13 protein-coding genes are annotated in these 18,893 nt (G+C 62.1%); all 13 read left to right on the forward strand.

All coding sequences use genetic code 11. The features are described from left to right. The first annotated feature begins 102 nt into the window (after positions 1 to 102). The gene (locus tag ACTRWK_RS06600; protein ID WP_037942965.1) at positions 103 to 1,473 is read left to right on the forward strand and encodes a CmpA/NrtA family ABC transporter substrate-binding protein; all 1,371 of its coding nucleotides are present in this window, start codon (positions 103 to 105) and stop codon (positions 1,471 to 1,473) included. Between the two features lie 85 nt (positions 1,474 to 1,558). Beyond that, entirely contained in the window at positions 1,559 to 2,632 is a 1,074-nt protein-coding gene (locus ACTRWK_RS06605; protein ID WP_289081514.1) for an ABC transporter permease, read from the forward strand. 5 nt (positions 2,633 to 2,637) lie between these two features. Next, positions 2,638 to 4,323, forward strand: a complete 1,686-nt coding sequence (locus tag ACTRWK_RS06610; protein ID WP_289081515.1) for an ABC transporter ATP-binding protein — start codon at positions 2,638 to 2,640, stop codon at positions 4,321 to 4,323. A gap of 4 nt (positions 4,324 to 4,327) precedes the next feature. Beyond that, complete coding sequence (nirB, locus tag ACTRWK_RS06615; RefSeq protein WP_289081516.1) at positions 4,328 to 6,754, forward strand: nitrite reductase large subunit NirB; 2,427 nt, start codon at positions 4,328 to 4,330, stop codon at positions 6,752 to 6,754. Then, complete coding sequence (nirD, locus tag ACTRWK_RS06620) at positions 6,751 to 7,086, forward strand: nitrite reductase small subunit NirD (RefSeq protein ID WP_289081517.1); 336 nt, start codon at positions 6,751 to 6,753, stop codon at positions 7,084 to 7,086. The genes nirB and nirD overlap by 4 nt, the downstream gene beginning before the upstream one ends. Next, complete coding sequence (locus ACTRWK_RS06625; RefSeq protein WP_289081518.1) at positions 7,083 to 9,659, forward strand: nitrate reductase; 2,577 nt, start codon at positions 7,083 to 7,085, stop codon at positions 9,657 to 9,659. The genes nirD and ACTRWK_RS06625 overlap by 4 nt, the downstream gene beginning before the upstream one ends. Continuing rightward, positions 9,656 to 10,591 (forward strand): glycosyl transferase family protein, encoded by a 936-nt coding sequence (locus ACTRWK_RS06630; protein WP_289081519.1) that lies wholly within the window; start codon positions 9,656 to 9,658, stop codon positions 10,589 to 10,591. Before ACTRWK_RS06625 ends, ACTRWK_RS06630 begins: the two co-directional genes overlap by 4 nt. Further along, positions 10,588 to 12,006, forward strand: coding sequence for a siroheme synthase CysG (gene cysG / locus ACTRWK_RS06635; RefSeq protein WP_289081520.1), 1,419 nt, complete (start codon positions 10,588 to 10,590; stop codon positions 12,004 to 12,006). The genes ACTRWK_RS06630 and cysG overlap by 4 nt, the downstream gene beginning before the upstream one ends. 102 nt (positions 12,007 to 12,108) lie before the next feature. Continuing rightward, positions 12,109 to 13,011 (forward strand): helix-turn-helix domain-containing protein, encoded by a 903-nt coding sequence (locus tag ACTRWK_RS06640; RefSeq protein WP_289081521.1) that lies wholly within the window; start codon positions 12,109 to 12,111, stop codon positions 13,009 to 13,011. A 102-nt stretch (positions 13,012 to 13,113) separates the two neighbouring features. Then, the gene (locus tag ACTRWK_RS06645; RefSeq protein ID WP_289081522.1) at positions 13,114 to 15,252 is read left to right on the forward strand and encodes a TonB-dependent siderophore receptor; all 2,139 of its coding nucleotides are present in this window, start codon (positions 13,114 to 13,116) and stop codon (positions 15,250 to 15,252) included. A gap of 53 nt (positions 15,253 to 15,305) precedes the next feature. Continuing rightward, on the forward strand, positions 15,306 to 16,127 hold the full coding sequence (locus ACTRWK_RS06650; RefSeq protein ID WP_243251051.1) for an ABC transporter substrate-binding protein: 822 nt from the start codon (positions 15,306 to 15,308) through the stop codon (positions 16,125 to 16,127). Beyond that, positions 16,124 to 18,106, forward strand: a complete 1,983-nt coding sequence (gene fhuB, locus ACTRWK_RS06655; protein ID WP_289081523.1) for a Fe(3+)-hydroxamate ABC transporter permease FhuB — start codon at positions 16,124 to 16,126, stop codon at positions 18,104 to 18,106. The genes ACTRWK_RS06650 and fhuB overlap by 4 nt, the downstream gene beginning before the upstream one ends. Then, positions 18,103 to 18,867 carry an ABC transporter ATP-binding protein gene (locus tag ACTRWK_RS06660; RefSeq protein ID WP_289081524.1) on the forward strand — a complete coding sequence of 255 codons (765 nt, stop codon included), beginning with the start codon at positions 18,103 to 18,105 and terminating at the stop codon, positions 18,865 to 18,867. Before fhuB ends, ACTRWK_RS06660 begins: the two co-directional genes overlap by 4 nt. Positions 18,868 to 18,893: the final 26 nt, after the last annotated feature.

The raw sequence follows: 18,893 nt of genomic DNA on the forward strand, positions 1-18,893 counted from the left end.
TCAGAGCAATGCCGCTCGTACGGAACACGGATTTCTTCCCCGTGAACCATACGTGCGGCTTTTTTCGTTTCTGCCCTTCGGGGCCATGAAAGGACATGACCCATGAAAAATACATTCGCACTCCTGCTCGCCTCGACAAGTCTGCTGGCGACGGCGGCGTCGGCCGAAATGCTGGCGCTCGAGAAAGAGGAGCTGACCTTTGGCTTTATCAAGCTGACCGATATGGCACCTTTGGCTGTGGCCTACGAGCTGGGATATTTTGAGGACGAGGGGCTTTTTGTCAGGCTTGAGGCGCAGGCCAACTGGAAAGTGCTGCTGGACGGCGTGATCGACGGCCAGCTGGACGGCGCGCATATGCTGGCGGGCCAACCGCTGGCGGCAACGATCGGCTATGGCACCAAAGCGCATATCATCACGCCCTTCTCGATGGACCTGAACGGCAATGCGATCACCGTTTCCAATGACATCTGGGACGAGATGAAGCCGAACGTGCCCACGATGGACGATGGTCGGCCGCAGCATCCCATCAGCGCCAGTGCTTTGGCTCCGGTGGTCGAGGGCTATAAGGACCGCGGCGAGCCGTTCAATATGGGCATGGTCTTTCCCGTTTCGACCCACAACTACGAGATCCGGTACTGGCTTGCGGCGGGCGGACTGAAGCCCGGCTACTATAGCGCGCAAGATATTTCCGGCCAGATTGATGCGGATGTGCTGCTGTCCGTGACGCCGCCACCGCAGATGCCTGCGACAATGGAAGCGGGAACGATATCGGGCTACGCCGTGGGTGAGCCTTGGAACCAGCAGGCGGTTTTCAAAGGGATCGGCGTGCCGGTGATCACCGACTACGACATGTGGAAAAACAACCCCGAGAAGGTCTTTGGCATTACCGCCGAATTTGCCGAGGAAAACCCCAACACCACGCTGGCCTTGACCAAGGCACTGATCCGCGCGGCAATGTGGCTTGATGCCAACGACAACGCCAACCGCGAGGAAGCGGTGGAGATGTTGTCGCGCTCTGAATATGTGGGCGCGGATGCGGATGTGATCGCCAACTCCATGACCGGCTTTTTCGAGTTCGAGAAAGGGGATGTGCGCCCCGCCCCCGACTTCAACGTCTTCTTCCGCTACAATGCGACCTATCCGTTCTATTCAGACGCGATCTGGTACCTGACCCAGATGCGTCGCTGGGGCCAGATCGACGAGACAAAGCCGGATGAATGGTATTTCGAGACGGCTGCAGACGTGTATCGCCCGGACATCTACCTGCAGGCCGCAAGGCTGCTGGTGGACGAGGGTATGGCCGACGAAGCGGCGTTTCCTTGGGATAGCGACGGCTTCAAAGCACCGACACCGGCTGCCGATATCATCGACGGGATCAGCTACGACGGGCGCGCGCCGAACGCCTATATCGACAGCCTGCCCATCGGTCTGAAGTCCGGCCAAACGGTCGTCGACAGCAAGGTCGAAGGCTAAACCCCGCCCCCGCGCGCTTTGCCACACCGCAAAGCGGAAGGGGGAGGGAGCCACTTTCATCAAAAGCAGCAATTGGACAGCCGATATGACCGCGATTGACACAAACACACTCGATATCGAAGCCCGCCGCGCGCGGCGCTTTGCCCGGATCAATAAGGCCGACGCATGGTTCAGCGTCTTTGGCCTGTCTTGGGTGACACCGATTCTTAAGGCCGCCGCGGGGGATAATCCGCGCGCGCAGGCGGGCGAGATCTGGCGGCTTCTGGGCGTGCCGCTCTTGGCGATTGCGATCTTCCTGACCCTCTGGGCAAGCCTGGCCCCCAAGGTTCAAACCTCTCTCGGGGCTGTGCCCGGCCCTGCCCAAGTCTGGGAGCAGGTGGGCGAGTTGCATCAGGACGCCATCCGCGAGGGCGAACGCGAAGCCGCCTTCTACGAGCGGCAAGAGGCGCGCAACGCCAAGCATATCGCAAGTGGCAACGCAGACCGTGTGCGTGATCGCGCCTATACAGGCAAGCCAACCTACTACGACCAGATCTGGACCTCGATCAAAACGGTGCTTTTCGGTTTTCTCATTGCGTCGATCGTTGCCATCCCGTTGGGCATCGCTGCGGGCCTGTCTGTAACGGCGAATGCGGCGCTGAATCCGCTGATACAGATCTTCAAACCGGTCTCGCCACTGGCATGGCTGCCCATCGTGACCATGATCGTATCAGCCGTATATAGCACCAATGACGGTATGTTCTCCAAGTCGTTCCTCATCTCGGCGATCACCGTGACGCTCTGCTCGCTCTGGCCCACGCTGATCAACACATCCCTTGGCGTCGCCAGCATCGACAAGGATCTTGTCAGCGTCAGTCGCGTGCTGAAAATGAATACCTATACCAAGATCACCAAACTGGTGCTGCCCTCGGCGCTGCCATTGATCTTTACCGGGCTGCGGCTGTCGCTTGGTGTGGGCTGGATGGTTTTGATCGCGGCAGAAATGCTGGCGCAGAACCCCGGGCTTGGAAAATTCGTCTGGGATGAGTTCCAGAACGGCAGCTCGCAAAGTCTGGCGCGGATCATGGTCGCGGTGCTGACCATCGGCATCATCGGCTTCCTTCTTGACCGTGTGATGTATGCGCTCCAGTCCATGTTCACCTTCTCGAATAACCGGTGATCGATATGGGTATCTTGAACTTCACCAATGTCACCAAAACCTATGGCACCCAACCCGTTCTCAAGGACATCACCCTTGAGGTTGCCGAAGGTGAATTCGTCGTCATCCTCGGGTTCTCGGGCACCGGCAAGACGACGTTGATCAATCTGATGGCGGGGCTGGAGCAGCCGACCTCGGGCAGCGTGACCTACAAGGGGAAGCCCATCACCGAACCGGGCCGCGAACGCGGTGTGATCTTTCAGAACTATTCTTTGATGCCGTGGCTGACGGTGCAGGGCAACGTCAGGCTTGCTGTCGATACGATGTTCCCTGATCTCTCCAAACTCGAACGGGCGGCCAAGGTCGATCACTATGTCAACATGGTGGGCCTGTCCCATGCGGCCACGCGCCGCCCTGCTGAATTGTCCGGTGGGATGCGCCAGCGGGTCAATGTGGCACGCGCCCTGGCGATGGACCCCGAAATGCTGCTGCTGGATGAGCCGCTGTCGGCGCTCGACGCCCTGACCCGCGCCAATCTCGCGGATGAGATCGAGGCGATCTGGGACGAAGACAAGAAAACCTGCGTCCTGATCACCAATGATGTGGATGAAGCGATCATTCTGGCGGATCGGATCATCGCCCTTAATCCGGACGGCACGCTTGGGGAGGCATTCAAAGTCGACATTCCCCGCCCCCGCGACCGGATTGCGATGAACAATGACGCGGCATTCAAGGCGCTGCGCGGGCAGGTCACGACCTATCTGATGGACATCGGTATCGCCGCGAAAGTCGAAGAGACGCGTATGCTGCCCAATGTCACGCCGATCCATTCAGTGCCCGCGGCAGTCTCCAAGGCGCAGGAAGGTGCGATCCAGGAAAAATTCCTGAATTTCTCGCAGCTCGACAAGGTGTATCCGACGCCGAAAGGGCCGCTGACCGTGGTCGAGAACTTTGATCTCAAGATCAACAGGGGCGAATTTATCTCGCTGATCGGGCATTCGGGCTGCGGTAAATCCACTGTGCTGACGATGGCTGCGGGGCTGAACCCGATCTCGAAAGGGGCGATCCGTCTGGACGGGTGGAACGTCCAAGGTGCAGACCCCGAACGCGCCGTCGTGTTCCAGTCGCCCAATCTGTTCCCGTGGCTCTCGGCCAAGGAGAACGTCGCGATTGGTGTCGACAAGGTCTATCCCCGCGCGTCGCAGGCGGAACGTCAGGATGTGGTGGAATATTACCTTGAACGCGTCGGGCTGGCAGACAGTATGGACAAGAATGCCGCCAGCCTGTCGAACGGGATGAAACAGCGCGTCGGCATTGCCCGTGCCTTTGCCCTATCGCCCAAACTGCTGCTGCTGGATGAACCTTTCGGCATGCTCGACAGTCTGACCCGCTGGGAATTGCAGGAAGTGCTGATGGAAGTCTGGTCGCGCACCAAGGTGACGGCGATCTGCGTGACCCATGATGTGGACGAGGCGATCCTGCTGGCCGACCGCGTGGTGATGATGACCAACGGCCCCCAAGCCACCATCGGCAAGATCACCGACGTAAACCTGCCGCGTCCACGCACCCGCAAGGCGCTGCTCGAACACCCCGAATATTACAGCTACCGGCAAGAAGTGCTCGATTTCCTTGAGGAATACGAACACGGCAATGCGCCGAAATCACCTGCCTCCGGCGGGACACCGAAACCCAAAGCAATCGCGGCGGAGTGAGACCATGAAACAGAAACTTGTCGTAATCGGTGCCGGTATGGCCTCCGGTCGGGTGCTGGAGCATCTTCTGGAACAGGACCGCGATGCCTATGACATCACCCTTTTCAACGCAGAGGCACGGGGCAACTACAACCGCATCATGCTGTCCCCGGTCCTATCGGGAGAGAAGACCTATGCCGACATCGTGACCCATGATGCTGGATGGTACGCCGAAAATGACATCACCTGTCGTTTTGGCGAAAAGGTGCTGGAAATAGACCGTGCAGCAAAGACGGTAACGGGCGAGAACGGCACGGTGTCCTATGACAAGCTGGTTCTGGGCACCGGATCGAACCCCTTTATGATCCCTTTGCCGGGTCACGATCTGGAAGGCGTCATCGCCTACCGCGATCTGGAAGACACCGAACGGATGATGGGGTTGGGCGAAGGCAGTCGATGCGTCGTGATCGGCGGCGGGCTGCTGGGGTTGGAGGCGGCGGCAGGCATGGCGGCCCGTGGCGTCGACGTGACCGTTGTGCACATCATGGGGCATTTGATGGAGCGGCAATTGGACGAGGCCGCAGGATATCTGCTGCGCCGCGCCCTGACGGATAAGGGCATCACCGTCAAATGCGCCGCAAACTCCAAGCAGATCTTGGGCGAGAACGGAAAGGTCCGTGCCTTGCTGCTGGATGACGGGACGGAACTGCCCTGCGATTTGCTGGTCATGGCCGTGGGCATCCGCCCCAACGTGGCACTCGGGCAGGGCGCAGGCTTGGCCGTTGGAAAGGGCATCCATGTAGATGACCAGATGGTGACCTCCGACGCCGATGTGCTGGCTGTCGGGGAATGTGTGGAACATAATGGCGCGCTGTTCGGTCTGGTGGCACCGCTGTACGATCAGGCAAGGGTGGCGGCGCAGACCCTGCTGGGGCAGTCATCGACCTTTGTCCCGAAAGAGCTGTCGACCAAGCTCAAGGTGACGGGCTGCGATCTGTTCAGTGCGGGCGATTTTGCCGATGGTGAGGGGCGCGAGGATATCGTCTTTCGCGATCCGGCGCGGGGTGTCTATCGCCGTCTGGTGATCAAGAACAACGTGGTTATCGGGGCGGTGATGTATGGCGACACCGCCGACAGCAACTGGTTCTTTGGCCTGATACGCGACAAGACCGACATCGCGGACATGCGCGATACGCTGATTTTTGGCCCGGCCTACCAAGGGGGGACCCCCCTGGACCCTTTAGCAGCTGTTGCAGCCTTACCGCGTGACGCGGAGATCTGTGGCTGCAACGGTATCTGCAAAGGACAAATCGAAGACGCCATCGCGGCGGGCGCCTCTGATCTGGGCGCGATCAAAGCGACGACCAAGGCCAGCGCATCCTGCGGGACGTGCACCGGGCTGGTCGAACAGGTATTGGCGGTCACGCTGGGGGATGATTTCGTCCTGCCTGCCGCGGCGTCGATCTGCGGCTGCACCGACATGACCCACGAAGACGTGCGGCGGATGATCAAGTCGCAGCGACTGACCTCGATGCCGGCGGTCTGGCAGGAGTGCGGGTGGAAGACGCCCGACGGTTGCCATGTCTGCCGCCCCGCGTTGAACTTCTATCTGCTTGCCGATTGGCCGCTGGAATACCGCGACGATCCGCAATCGCGTTTCATCAACGAACGCAAACACGCCAACATCCAGAAGGACGGCACCTACAGCGTCGTGCCCCGCATGTGGGGTGGGATCACCACGCCCGACGAACTGCGTGCCATTGCCGATGCGGCGGATAAATACAGGGTGCCGACGGTCAAGGTCACCGGCGGGCAGCGGATCGACCTATTGGGCGTAAAAAGCGAGGATCTCCCCGACATCTGGGCCGATCTGAATGCGGCCGGCATGGTGTCGGGACATGCCTATTCCAAAGGGCTGCGCACGGTCAAAACCTGTGTCGGTACGGATCATTGCCGCTTTGGCACCCAGGACAGCACCGGACTGGGCATCCAGCTTGAGAAAGAGCTCTGGGGGGCCTGGACGCCGCATAAGCTGAAACTCGGGGTGTCGGGCTGCCCGCGCAATTGCGCAGAAGCGACCTGCAAGGACATCGGGGTCATCTGTGTCGACAGCGGATACCAGATCAGCATCGGCGGGGCGGCCGGTATGGACGTCAGGGAAACCGAATTGCTGATCCAGGTGCCGACCGAGCAAGAGGCGATCCTTGTAATAAAGGCGGTGACGCAGCTTTACCGCGAGAATGCCAAATACCTTGATCGCATTTACAAATGGATGGCCAAGGTCGGTCTGGACTGGATCAAGGAACGGGTTGCTGCCGAAGGCGACGCTTTGGTTGATCGCTTCGAGCTGAGCCAGACGATTTACCGCAAAGACCCGTGGGCCGAACACGTGACCCAGCAGGCCGAGCGCTACAAACCCCTTGCAACCCTGTCACTGGAGGCTGCGGAATGACCAGCTGGATCGATATCGCAGCACTTGATGATGTGCCACAGCGCGGTGCGCGTATGATCAAGACCACGATTGGCTGTGTCGCGGTGTTCCGCACGGCCGAGGATGAGGTCTTTGCGCTTGATAATGCCTGTCCGCACAAGGCGGGGCCGCTGGCCGAAGGCATCGTGCATGGCAAATCCGTAACCTGCCCGCTGCACAACTGGGTATTCTCTCTCGAGACCGGAGAGGCGCAGGGCGCGGACGCGGGCCGCGTCGCGACCTATCCGGCGCGGGTGGAAAGCGGGCGCATCCTGCTGGACCGGACGTTCCTGCACGCGCGGAGCGCCGCATGACCCTCACGCGCACCACTTGCCCTTATTGCGGTGTAGGTTGCGGTGTGCTGGCGGCCGCCGATGGTACAATCAAGGGGGATCCGGATCATCCGGCCAACTTCGGGCGGCTCTGCTCCAAAGGCGCTGCCTTGGGGCAAACCATCGATCTGGACGGGCGGCTTTTGCATCCGCAGATCAACGGGGTACGGGCAAACTGGGATGCGGCGCTGGATATGGTGGCGCAGAGGTTCAGCGATGCCATCGCGCAGCATGGGCCGGAAAGCGTTGCCTTCTACGCCTCGGGCCAGATGCTGATCGAAGACTATTATGTCGCCAACAAGCTGATGAAGGGGTTCATCGGGGCGGCCAATATCGACACGAATTCACGTTTGTGCATGGCCTCCTCTGTCGCGGGTCACAAGCGTGCCTTCGGCACCGATACCGTTCCCGGCACCTATGAAGATCTGGAGCAAGCCGATCTGGTTGTGCTTGTCGGGTCCAATCTGGCGTGGTGCCATCCGGTCCTGCACCAGCGTATTGCCGCCGCAAAGCAGGCGCGCCCCCATATGCGGATCGTCAATGTCGATCCGCGCCGGACGGCGACCACCGATCTGGCGGATGTGCATCTGAGGATAGCCCCGGACGGGGATGTTGCCTTGTTCAATGGGTTGCTGGCGTATCTGGCAGAGACCGGAAAACTCGACACGGCCTATACCGAAAACCATGTGAACGGGCTGGACGCGGCGCTGGCGGCGGCACAGGCCAGTGATCCGGCGGACAGCGGGTTGAACGCTCGGGAATTGGCCGATTTCTATGCGCTTTGGGCAAACACGCCCAAAGTCGTCACCGCGTACTCCCAAGGCGTCAACCAATCGGTCTGCGGCACGGATAAGGTGAACGCGATCCTGAATTGCCATCTTGCCACAGGGCGCATCGGCAATCCGGGAATGGGCCCGTTCTCATTGACCGGCCAGCCCAATGCCATGGGGGGACGCGAAGTGGGCGGTCTGGCCAATATGCTGGCAAACCACCTAGAGATCGGGGATGAAGCGCACCGCAGCGTGGTGCAGAATTTCTGGCAAAGCCCGACGATCTGCACCAAACCGGGACTGAAGGCTGTCGATCTGTTCGAGGCCTGTGCCAACGGCCAGATCAAGGCACTGTGGGTTATCTCGACCAACCCCGCGGTGTCGTTGCCTGATGCCGATGGCGTGGCGGCGGCAATTGCAAATGTGCCCTTTGTTGTTACGTCTGACATCATGGAGAAGACGGATACCAACGCGTTGGCAGACGTCCTGCTGCCCGCCACCGGTTGGGGTGAAAAAGACGGGACCGTGACCAATTCCGAACGGCGCATTTCGCGCCAACGCGCCTTTCTGCCCGCCCCCGGTGATGCGCGGCCCGACTGGAAGATCATCAGCGACGTGGCCACGCGTATGGGGTTTTCGGGTGCCTTTTCCTATGGCTCATCCGCGGATGTCTTTGCCGAATATGTTGCGCTTGATCAGGCTGCTTCGGCCTTCCCGCGCGATCTTGATCTGAGCATTTTTGCCGATGCGGATTACGCGAAAATGGTGCCGACCCAATGGCCGCGAAACGGGGCGCGTTTCTTTGCGGACGGGCAATATTATCATCCTGACGGCAAGGCGCAGATGGTTGCCGTGACATCCCCTGTGTCGCTGAATTCACGCTTTACGCTCAATACCGGACGGAACCGCGACCAGTGGCACACGATGACGCGCACGGGCAAATCGGCGCGGCTTGGGGCACATCTGGCCGAACCGTATGTAGAAATTAACCCAGTTGATGCCGCCGCATTGGGCGCACTCCCCGGTGCGTTGATCGCGCTGCAAAATAGCCGTGGTCGCGTTTTGATGCGGGCGCTGATCACCCCGCGCGTCGCCCAAGGCGCGCTGTTCGCGCCAATGCACTGGACACGTCAGCGCAGCACCGCGGGCACGGTCAATAGCATCATGACGCCGCTGACCGATCCGATTTCAGGTCAACCCGCCTTGAAGGCCAGCGCTGTCACTGCCGAGGTTTTCAAGGCGAAATGGTACGGCTTTCTGGCAAGCATCGCGGAACCCGCCCCGCGCACCACCTATGCCGCCGTGGCCCGCACCAATACCGGCTGGCAGGCAGAGCTGGCGGGCAGCAAAAACCCCGAGGATTGGGAGGCAGAGGCCCGCCTTCTGACGGGGCAGGCGGAGGGTGATCTCTCGCTCCAGTCCGACGCGGCAACCGGCGGCGTCCGGATTGCGATAACCCAAGGTGGGCGGATCACCGGGCTGCTTTTCGTATCCCCCAATCCGGTGGTTGTCTCGCGCAGTGCGATTATCGCGCTGATCGGGACGGACACATCGGCGTTGGCGGCGCTCGCCGGGCGCAATGCCTCTGACCGGCCGGACCCGGGTGCTACGGTCTGTGCCTGTTTTGATGTGGGGCGCAACACCTTGCTGGCCGCTATCGCCGGCGGGGCCTCTACCGTCGCGGCCTTGGGCGACGCCACCTGCGCGGGGACAAACTGTGGGTCGTGCAAACCCGAACTCGCCGCCCTGCTGGATCAGACCTTGCAACGGATGGCCGCAGAATGAGCCTGGCCCCCTATGTCCGGATCGTCGCACGCGGCAAGGGGCGTGCCCGCGCTATGACCTTGGCCGAAGCTCAGGACGCCATGGCGCTGATCTTACGCGGTGATGCTGCCCCCGAAGCGGTCGGCGCGCTGTTGATGGTCATGCGTCTGCGCGGCGAAACCCCCGAAGAGATTGCCGGTTTCACCGCAGCATTGCGCGCGCATGTGGTGGGCAAACTGCCCAAAGCGGATCTGGACTGGCCGTCCTACGCCGCAGGCCGCAGCCGGGGGGTGCCGCTGTTCCTCCTTGCTGCGCGGCTGGTGGGGCAGGCCGGTTACAGCATTTCGATGCACGGGTGGAATTCGCATCAATCGGCCAATGCATCGGTGCGCGAGGTGATTGATCTTGCCGGGCCGCAGGTGGCCTATACCCCGCTAGAAACCCTAAGCCCTGCGGCATTCAGCATCTTGAACCTGCGCGATACACTCGGCCTCAGATCGTGCTTCAATACGGTATTGCGGATGTGGAACCCGTCCGAGGCCCCGGCGACGGTGCAAGGCGTGTTTCACCCGTCCTACCGCAGCCTGCAGGCCCAAGCCGCGCAGCTATTGGGCCAGCATGATCTGAGCATCATCAAAGGGGGCGGCGGCGAATTCGAGCGTCATCCCTCCAAGGACATCACCCTGTTCGGCCTGCGCGACGGGGCGCATATCCAGCAGACCGCCGCGCCAATCCTGGATGACACCCGGCGTTTGCATGAAACAGGCGATATCATCGACCTACACGGCCTGTGGCAGGGGCGCGTGGACGATCCTTTCGCAATCGCCACGGTGACCGGCACTGCGGCACTTGCGCTGTGGACGCTGAAGGCGTCTCCGACGCTCTCTCAAGCCGACCAAATGGCGCGCAGCCTTTGGGACCAGCGACACCAGTCAAAGGAGCAATCCGCATGAAGACATTTCCAATGTTCCTGCAAATGGCGGGCCGCCGCGTCGTGATCATGGGCGGAGGCGAACAGGCCGCCCAGAAGGCGCGACTGATCCTGAAAACCGAAGCGACGGTCGAGATTTGGGCCGCTACATTCGATGCCGAACTGTCGGACCTTGCTGCATCGGGCCGTGTCACACTTCACGACGGTCCAATCACCCCGAACAGCTTTTCAGACACCGCGCTGGCCTTTATCGCCACTGGCTGCCCTGGTGCGGACATGGCGCTGCATGTTTTGGCCAAAGAGGCCGGGGCGGTTGTGAACGTCGTCGACCAGCCACAGCTTTGCGATGCGATCACGCCTTCGATCGTGGACCGTGATCCGGTGGTCGTGGCCATCGGCACCGAGGGGACAGCCCCGGTGCTGGCCCGCCAGATCAAGACGAAAGTAGAGGAAATGCTCGAGCCGCGGCTGGGGGATCTTGCTGCTCTTGCGGGCCGGTTGCGGGGGAAAGCGTCTGCGCGCCTTGATCCGCGCGCGCGTCGCGATCTGTGGCGTTGGGTTTTCAACGACAGCCCGCGCTGGATGTTTGCCGCCGGTGCCGAACGCGCGGCGGCCAAGCGTATCAAGTCGGCCATTGAAACGGGTGATTTCGGCACCGCTGCGGGCGGCAGTGTCAGCCTTGTCGGCGCAGGACCGGGGGCGAAGGATCTGATCACCCTGCGCGGCGTGCAGCGTCTGCAAGAAGCAGATGTGATCTATTATGACCGGTTGCTTGACCCTGAAATCCTTGAATTGGCCCGTCGTGACGCCGAGCGCATTTACGTTGGCAAGGCTCCGGGCTGTCACAGTTGGCCGCAAGAGAAAATCACGCAGACCCTGGTGATGGCTGCCAAACGCGGCCAGCGCGTCGTGCGGCTGAAATGCGGTGATCCGGGGGTGTTCGGGCGCAGCACAGAAGAAGTCGATGCGCTGAAAGCCAGCGGTATCGCATTCGAGATCATTCCCGGCGTCACCGCGGCCTGCGCCGCGGCCGCGAGCATCGGTGAAAGCTTGTCGGATCGGGGCAAGATCGACACCGTGGTGCTGACGACCGGCCATCGCCAAGATGGATATGCGGTGCCCGAACCGATCAAGGATATCAGACCCGGCACATGCGTGGCGCTTTACATGGCCGTGGGGGCTGCGCCACAGATTGTAGATCACCTAAAGACAGCGCATCCGGGGGTTCAGTTCGACCTGCAAATCGCCGCGAAAGCGCAGCGCAAGGATCAGAAGGTTTTGCGCTGCTCCCTTAAAGATCTGGAAGCGACGCTGAGCGTCAATAAGATCGCAGGCGAGGCCATGCTGTTCATCCGGTGGCCTCGGGAGGCACAACAGGCTCATATGCCCTTGGCGCAAAGCACAGTTGGGCGCGTCGTATCGATGGTGCAAGACTGACCCTTGGTGAAGATCCCCGCGGGGATGTTGCGGAATTGACTTATCCGAGTAAATTTGTCAGAAAATGGTTTCAGAATTCTGGAGCTGTCTCAGCGCGTCGTCATGTCATCCGCCCCTTTATCAAAATCCTATGTGCCACAGGTTTTTGTCCCTCGTATGGAGGCGCAGACCCGGAACCTGCGCACGATCAAGCCCTTGCGGTTTCGGCCCTTGTCGGGGGCTATCGCAGATGTCTGGCATGTCGACGGGGACCAAGGGGGCGGCGGGTATTACACCGCACCGGATCCGCGCCTTGTCGTCTTTCTGGATGACCACCCGCCGCTGATCGCGCTTCGAACGGGCGAGGGGGCGACGGCCCAATTCGGAACGCGCGCTTTCTTTGTTCCGGCAGGCACCCCGTTGTGGAGCAAGCTGGGCAAGGCCCAAAGGCTCAGCCATATCGATTTCCATTTTGACGCGGCGGCATTGCAGACACGGCTTGGTGCGATCGGCGTATCAGAGCTGCCTCGCCGCGTGATGTTTGCGCCGGAGGATAGCGTGCTGCTGACCCTTGGCCGTCTGGCGGCCAGCGAAGTGGAGACCCCTCAACGTGGGACGATGGTCTTGGAAGGCCTGCTGCAATCGCTTTTGGGCGCAGTGATGGACCCGGCGTCGCAAAACGCCCTGCCTGCGTCCGGCGGGCTGTCGCCTCAGCATATGACGGCCGTGCGGCAGTACATGGCGCAGAATATATTTCGCCCCGTCGGTGTGGGCGAACTGGCAGATTTGGCGGGGCTCTCCGAAAGCTGGTTCAGCCGCGCGTTCAAGCAAACCTCGGGTCTGTCGCCCCAACGCTGGATCGCCGAGTGTCGCGTCGTCGCCGCCAAGGAGATGATGGCCGACCCCGGACGCCCCCTTGCCGACATCGCCGCGGCAACCGGTTTTTCCGATCAGGCCCATCTGTCACGGGTCTTTCGCCGGTCTGTCGGGGTGCCGCCATCGCAGTGGCGACGCGATATTCAGTGATACGTTTACAGCGGATTGGGACAAATGACGGCGGATGCGTTCAAGACGTCGCCTTATAGCTGAGTTAAATACTCGGAAAAATAAACAGCGGGACGTATATCCATGAAGTTCACCTTTTTCTTGATGCTGGGGACCAGCGCGCTGGCCCTGTCTGCCGGTGTGGCGACGGCGCAGGACGCCGTTGATCTGGGCGAGATCATCATCCAGTCCGAAGAAGACCCGACCGGCCCGGTGGTGGGCTATGCCGCGGGCACCACGGCGTCGACCAAAAGCGGGCGGTCCTTGCTGGAAACGCCGTCCTCCGTCACGGTGGTCACCACCGACCAGATCGAGGATACGGCCGCCAACAATCTTTCAGAGGCGCTTGGCTATGCGGCGGGTGTCGTGACCGAAGCCTATGGGGCCGATCCGCGGTTTGATTCAATTTCGGTCCGCGGGGCTGACCTGCAAAACCAGATCTACCTCAACGGGTTGCAGTTCAGCCGCTCTACGCGCCCGAACTATGGCGCGCCCTCGCTTGATCTTTACGGCATGGAACGGGTGGAGCTTCTGCGCGGCCCAAATTCGGTGCTATACGGGGCAGGGTCGCCCGCCGGGCTGGTGAACCTGATCCAGAAACGCGCGCAATCTGATGGCGACACGACCGAGCTGGGCCTGCATGCGGATGGCAACGGGTCTTATTATGTCTTTGGTGATGCCAACCGCGTGGTCGATAACCGCTTTGCTTACCGCATCGTCGGCAAGGCGGGCAATCGCGTTCTGGGGATCGATGAATACGACAACCCCGGGGCCTATCTGGGCTTTGCCGCGAAATACCAGGCGACCGATGCAACGACGGTGGAATTCCTGCTGTCCTATCAGGATGACGACCCGGATTCCCCCTCGGGCGTGCCCAACGGGCTGGTCGGCACCCGTTCCGACGAAGACCTGCGCGACTTCTACTTTGGCAATGAGGCATTGGAATACGGCGACCGCAAAGTGCTTAATCTGGGCGCGCAGGTCACCCACACGTTCGATAATGGCTGGCGGCTGGTCAGCAACACGGGCGTGACGAAATTCGACTGGTCCTATTCCAACCTTTCTGTCGGCGGCGTGACCGGCACCGATGTGGCGCGCACACAGCTGTTGCAAGACGAAGATGTGACGTCTTATGCCACGGACCTGCGGCTTGAAGGCTCGGCGCTGACCGGCGATGTGCTGCATAATCTCGCCTTTGGTATCGATGCCAGCCGGTTCGAAGAAACTGCGCTCAGCGTGTTTTACTATGGTCAGGACAGCATTGATTTTGCCGCGCCAGACTACAGCCCGATCACGCCGGTGCGCGACGGGGCAAGCTGGTATGCGAACAAGAATGTGACCGTGGAACAGGTCGGCATCTACGCCAGCGACGAAATCGAATATGGCCATTGGCGCGCGGGTCTGGCCTTGCGCCATGATCGAAACAAATCCGAAGGGCAGTCCAACACCCTTTACACCGTTCCGGGCTCTGGCGGCACGCCCGGCACCGTTGATCTGACACGCGACGACAGCGCCACCACCGGTCAGGCAAGCGTTGGCTATGTCTGGGACAATGGCGTGTCGGCCTATCTGTCCTATGGCACCTCGTTCCAAAGCTTTGCAGAGCCGGGCGATACGGGCACAGCGCTTGACCCGACCACGGGCGAGCAATGGGAAGTTGGCGCGAAATACCTACCCGCCACCCTTGATGCGTATCTGTCGGCTTCGGTCTATCAGCTCGAGGAAAAGAACCGCCCCGTCTATGTACAGAATGGGGCCGGGGTGCGGGCCTATGATCAGGTCGGCAAATCCCGCATCCGCGGGATTGAGCTGGAAGGCCGTGCCAATCTGGCCGACGGCTGGAGCGTGACGGGCGGCTACTCCTTTACCGACAGCGAGATCATCGGCGGTGACAACAATGGCAACGAACTGGGGCTGACCCCGAAACATACCTTCAAGCTGTGGGCATCGAAAGAGATCCAGGGCGGACGGCTTGCCGGGCTGACCGTGGGCGCAGGCGCGCGGTTCATCGGGGAACGCTATGCGTTTAACGCCAATGCCAATCAGCTCGACTCTGTGACGTTGCTGGATGCGGCTGTGTCCTATGACTTTGACGACGGCACGGAACTGCAGGTCAATGTGACCAACCTGACAGACGAGGCCTATGTATCGTCGGTGGGCTATTTCTCGACCTACTATGGCGACGGGCGCACGATCTCTGCGACGCTGTCCAAGAAGTGGTAAAGCGCCTCGCCCTCACGCGCCGCGCGATCATTGCCACAGGAGCCTGCGCTCTTGTGGCATCTCCCGCGCGCGGCGCGCGCGGTTGGGGGGGATCGCGCCTCGCCGCGATTGACTGGGCGATGGCGGAAACCGCTGCCGCGCTCGACCTGCCGCTGGTTGCCGTAGCTGAGAAACGTCAATTCCTGCGCGGTACGGCGGTGACGCTGCCCCCGAACTGTGCGGATGTCGGGTTGCGCGGCAGCCCCAACCTCGAAGCGCTGAGCCTTGTCGCCCCTGACCTGATCCTGTCGTCGAATTTCTACAGTTTCGTTGAACCGCAGCTGGGACGTATCGCACCGGTGTTCACGCAAAATATGTTCATCCCGACCGAACCGGCGCTGCCCAAGGCGCTGTCGGCGCTGGAAACGTTGGCAATACAGCTGGACCGCGGAGAGGTGGGCCACCGGGTGCGTCAGGACTTTGAGGCCGCTTTCGATGCGCTGAGCGCACGGGCGACAGGCTTTGCCGCGCGCCCCTTTGTGGTGATGACGGTGGGGGATGCGCGTCATGTGCAGATCTACGGCAGCGACAGCCTGTATGGCGGGGCGCTTCGCCGGATCGGCCTGACGAATGCCTGGGGCGGCGATACTGAATTCGGATTCAATGCCCCGGTCCCTCTGTCCAGATTGATCGATTTTCCGCAGGCCCATCTGGTCATCGCGGGCGCTTTGCCGGTGACTGCACGGCGCGCGATTGGCCAAAGCGCGCTTTGGTCCGCGCTGCCGGCCGTGCGGGCGGGGCGCGTGTCGTATCTGCCCGATCAGATGCCCTTTGGCGGCGCGCCTTCCGGGCTGCGTTTTGCCTCCCATCTTGTGACCGCGCTGGAAGCCGCATGATCCGTCCGCCCTTTTTAACGCTGCCCCTTGTGGCCGCCCTCGGCGCGGCGTGCCTATGGACCATCGCAGCGCTTGCCGCCCTGCCCGCTGCGCAATGGGTGCTGCCCGTCGCAGGTCCGCAAGACCTGTCACCCGAACAGATCCTCTTTGCCTTCGGGTTGATGCCGAGGGCCGTGATTGCCCTGCTGATCGGGGCGCTTCTGGGGCTGTCGGGTGCCTTGATGCAGGCGGTGCTGCGCAATCCGCTGGCTGATCCAACGACCCTTGGCGTGGCCTCGGGTGCACAGCTGGCGCTGGTCTGCGCCACGCTGCTCTGGCCGAATATGCTCGCCCTTGGTCCCGGCCCTGTCGCATTGGTCGGAGGCGGGCTTGCAGCGCTCATTGTCATGGCGCTTGGCGCGCGGCGTGGCTTTGCGCCTGTTACGGTCACCATCGCGGGGATGCTGGTGGGCATGCTTGCTTCCGCCATCTCTACCGCGCTCACACTGGGGCAGGGGCATTACCTGCTGTCGCTGGTGATCTGGAACGGCGGGGCGCTTTCACAAGACAGTTGGCACGGGGTGACCCGACTGACTGTGGTGCTGGTGCTGGGGGCGGCAGGAGCCGCCTTGCTGGTGCGGCCACTGGTGGTCCTAAGTCTTGGCGGGGCCACGGCCAAGGCGCTTGGGGCGCAGGTCGGGGCGATACGGGTCGCGGCGCTGGCGTTGGCGGTGTTCGTCTCGGCCATGGTCTCTGCCGAGGTGGGGCTGGTCGGGTTTGTCGGGCTGGCGGCACCGGCCCTGGCACGGCGTTTGGGCGCGCGCAGCGTGGCACAAGTCCTGCTGGCCGCACCACTGGCAGGCGCGCTGCTGCTGTGGCTGGTGGACAGCGCGCTGCTGGCGCTTGCCGCCTTTGGGCTGCCAGAACTGCCGACGGGCGCGTTGACCGGGCTGATCGGCGGGCCGCTTTTGATCGCTTTGCTCCCGCGGTTGCGCAACATTGTCCCGCCCGACGCCGAGCGTAACGACACCCTGCCACCGCGCGCGCCGCACCCGTGGCGGCGGGTTGCTCTGCTGGCCTGCGCGACGGTCGCCTTTGCCGTGCTGAGCCTGTTTGGCACCCGCGGACCCGAGGGCTGGGGCGTGATATCGGGCGCGATTGCGGCGAGTTTCGTGCCATTGCGGGCCACGGCCATTCTGGCGGCTGCCGCTGCCGGAGCGCTGCTGGCGCTTTCGGGGGCGGCATTGCAGCGGGTGACGGCAAACCCGATGGCCGCGCCCGAGGTTCTGGGTGTGACCGGTGGTGCCGCGCTTGGCTATGCGGCAACGCTGTTCCTGCTGCCTGCCCCGTCGCCATTGACGCTGGCGCTCGGGTCTTCTGGCGGGGCGGCGGCGACGCTGATCATCCTGTCCGCCTATGCGGCGCGCAGTAATATGGCACCGGCGCGGCTGTTGCTGGCAGGGCTGGCGATCGGAGCCTTCGCTTCGGCCCTTCTGGCAGCGATTATGGCGTCGGGCGATCCCAGAGCATGGTCCCTGCTGGGGTGGCTTGCGGGAAGTGCGACACGGGTCACGGTCGCAGGGGCGATGGCGCTTGCCGCAATGGCGGTGGCGGCGCTTGGCGCGGCGCTGTTGCTGTCGCGCTGGTTCGACATCCTGCCGCTGGGATCGGGTGTCGCGCAGGGTCTGGGGGTGCCGCTTGGCGTCGTGCGGCTTGCCGTTGTGCTGGCGGCAGGGCTGGCCACTGGCGCGGCAAGCGTGCTGGTCGGCCCGGTCAGTTTCGTTGGCCTGATGGCCCCCCATATCGCCCGCAGCCTTGGCCTGCTGCGCCCTGCGCCGTTTCTGGCTGCCAGCTGGTGTCTGGGTGCGTTGCTCATGAGCCTCGCGGCCTTTGGGGCGCGCACCGCCAGCTACCCCTACGACCTGCCGCTGGGGCTTTTCGCGACGCTGATCGGCACGCCCTGGCTTTTCATTGCCCTGCTCGGACGGAGACACGCATGACCCTCTTTACGCTCGAAAATGTCTGCTTTGACGTGCCCAAGCGGCGGCTGGTCGATCACCTTTCCTTGGCGATCAAGCCGGGGATCACGGCGCTTGCCGGGCGCAACGGGTCGGGCAAATCAACGCTGCTGAAAATGCTCGCCGCGCAAACCCGGCCGAGCGCCGGAACCATCCAATATGGCGGCCAGGACCTGAGGGACTGGAAGCCGCGGGATTTTGCCCGCGATCTGGCATTTCTGCCGCAGGTGACCCCGCCGACCGAAGGGCTGTGGCTGGAGGAGTTGGTCGCGCTTGGTCGATACCCCTGGCGCGGCGCCTTGGGTCGATTGGGCCCCGAGGATCGCTTTATGATTGATACGGCGATTGCGCAATGTGGGCTAGAGCACAAGCGCGGCCAGATGGTCGACACTATGTCAGGTGGGGAAAAACAGCGGTCGTGGATAGCGATGATGCTGGCGCAGGGGGCGCGTAGCTTGCTGCTGGATGAACCGATTTCGGCGCTGGATGTGGCCCATCAGATCGACGTGCTGGGGCTGCTGCGTGAAACGGTCAACGCCGGTGCGCTTTCTGCCGTGGTGGTGCTGCATGACGTGAATATGGCGGTGCGCTTTTGCGATCATGTTATCGCGCTGGATGCCGGGCGCGTGGCGCTTGAGGGCGCTGCGCACTCCTTGCTCGACCCCGACGCGCTTCAGCGGATCTACGGACTGCCCATGCAGGTCATCGACACAAAGCCCAGCCCGGTCGTTCACCCGATTTGACCCCGACCATATTCATCCGAAAGCCA

It is taken from the genome of Sulfitobacter sp. G5_S2_6_S6, from assembly GCF_054968505.1.

Excerpts from the sequence above, each read along its gene's own strand:
- ACTRWK_RS06600 (WP_037942965.1), top strand. The coding sequence starts at position 103 with ATGAAAAATACATTCGCACTCCTGCTCGCCTCGACAAGTCTGCTGGCG.
- ACTRWK_RS06605 (WP_289081514.1), top strand. The coding sequence starts at position 1,559 with ATGACCGCGATTGACACAAACACACTCGATATCGAAGCCCGCCGCGCG.
- ACTRWK_RS06610 (WP_289081515.1), top strand. The coding sequence starts at position 2,638 with ATGGGTATCTTGAACTTCACCAATGTCACCAAAACCTATGGCACCCAA.
- nirB (WP_289081516.1), top strand. The coding sequence starts at position 4,328 with ATGAAACAGAAACTTGTCGTAATCGGTGCCGGTATGGCCTCCGGTCGG.
- nirD (WP_289081517.1), top strand. The coding sequence starts at position 6,751 with ATGACCAGCTGGATCGATATCGCAGCACTTGATGATGTGCCACAGCGC.
- ACTRWK_RS06625 (WP_289081518.1), top strand. The coding sequence starts at position 7,083 with ATGACCCTCACGCGCACCACTTGCCCTTATTGCGGTGTAGGTTGCGGT.
- ACTRWK_RS06630 (WP_289081519.1), top strand. The coding sequence starts at position 9,656 with ATGAGCCTGGCCCCCTATGTCCGGATCGTCGCACGCGGCAAGGGGCGT.
- cysG (WP_289081520.1), top strand. The coding sequence starts at position 10,588 with ATGAAGACATTTCCAATGTTCCTGCAAATGGCGGGCCGCCGCGTCGTG.
- ACTRWK_RS06640 (WP_289081521.1), top strand. The coding sequence starts at position 12,109 with ATGTCATCCGCCCCTTTATCAAAATCCTATGTGCCACAGGTTTTTGTC.
- ACTRWK_RS06645 (WP_289081522.1), top strand. The coding sequence starts at position 13,114 with ATGAAGTTCACCTTTTTCTTGATGCTGGGGACCAGCGCGCTGGCCCTG.
- fhuB (WP_289081523.1), top strand. The coding sequence starts at position 16,124 with ATGATCCGTCCGCCCTTTTTAACGCTGCCCCTTGTGGCCGCCCTCGGC.
- ACTRWK_RS06660 (WP_289081524.1), top strand. The coding sequence starts at position 18,103 with ATGACCCTCTTTACGCTCGAAAATGTCTGCTTTGACGTGCCCAAGCGG.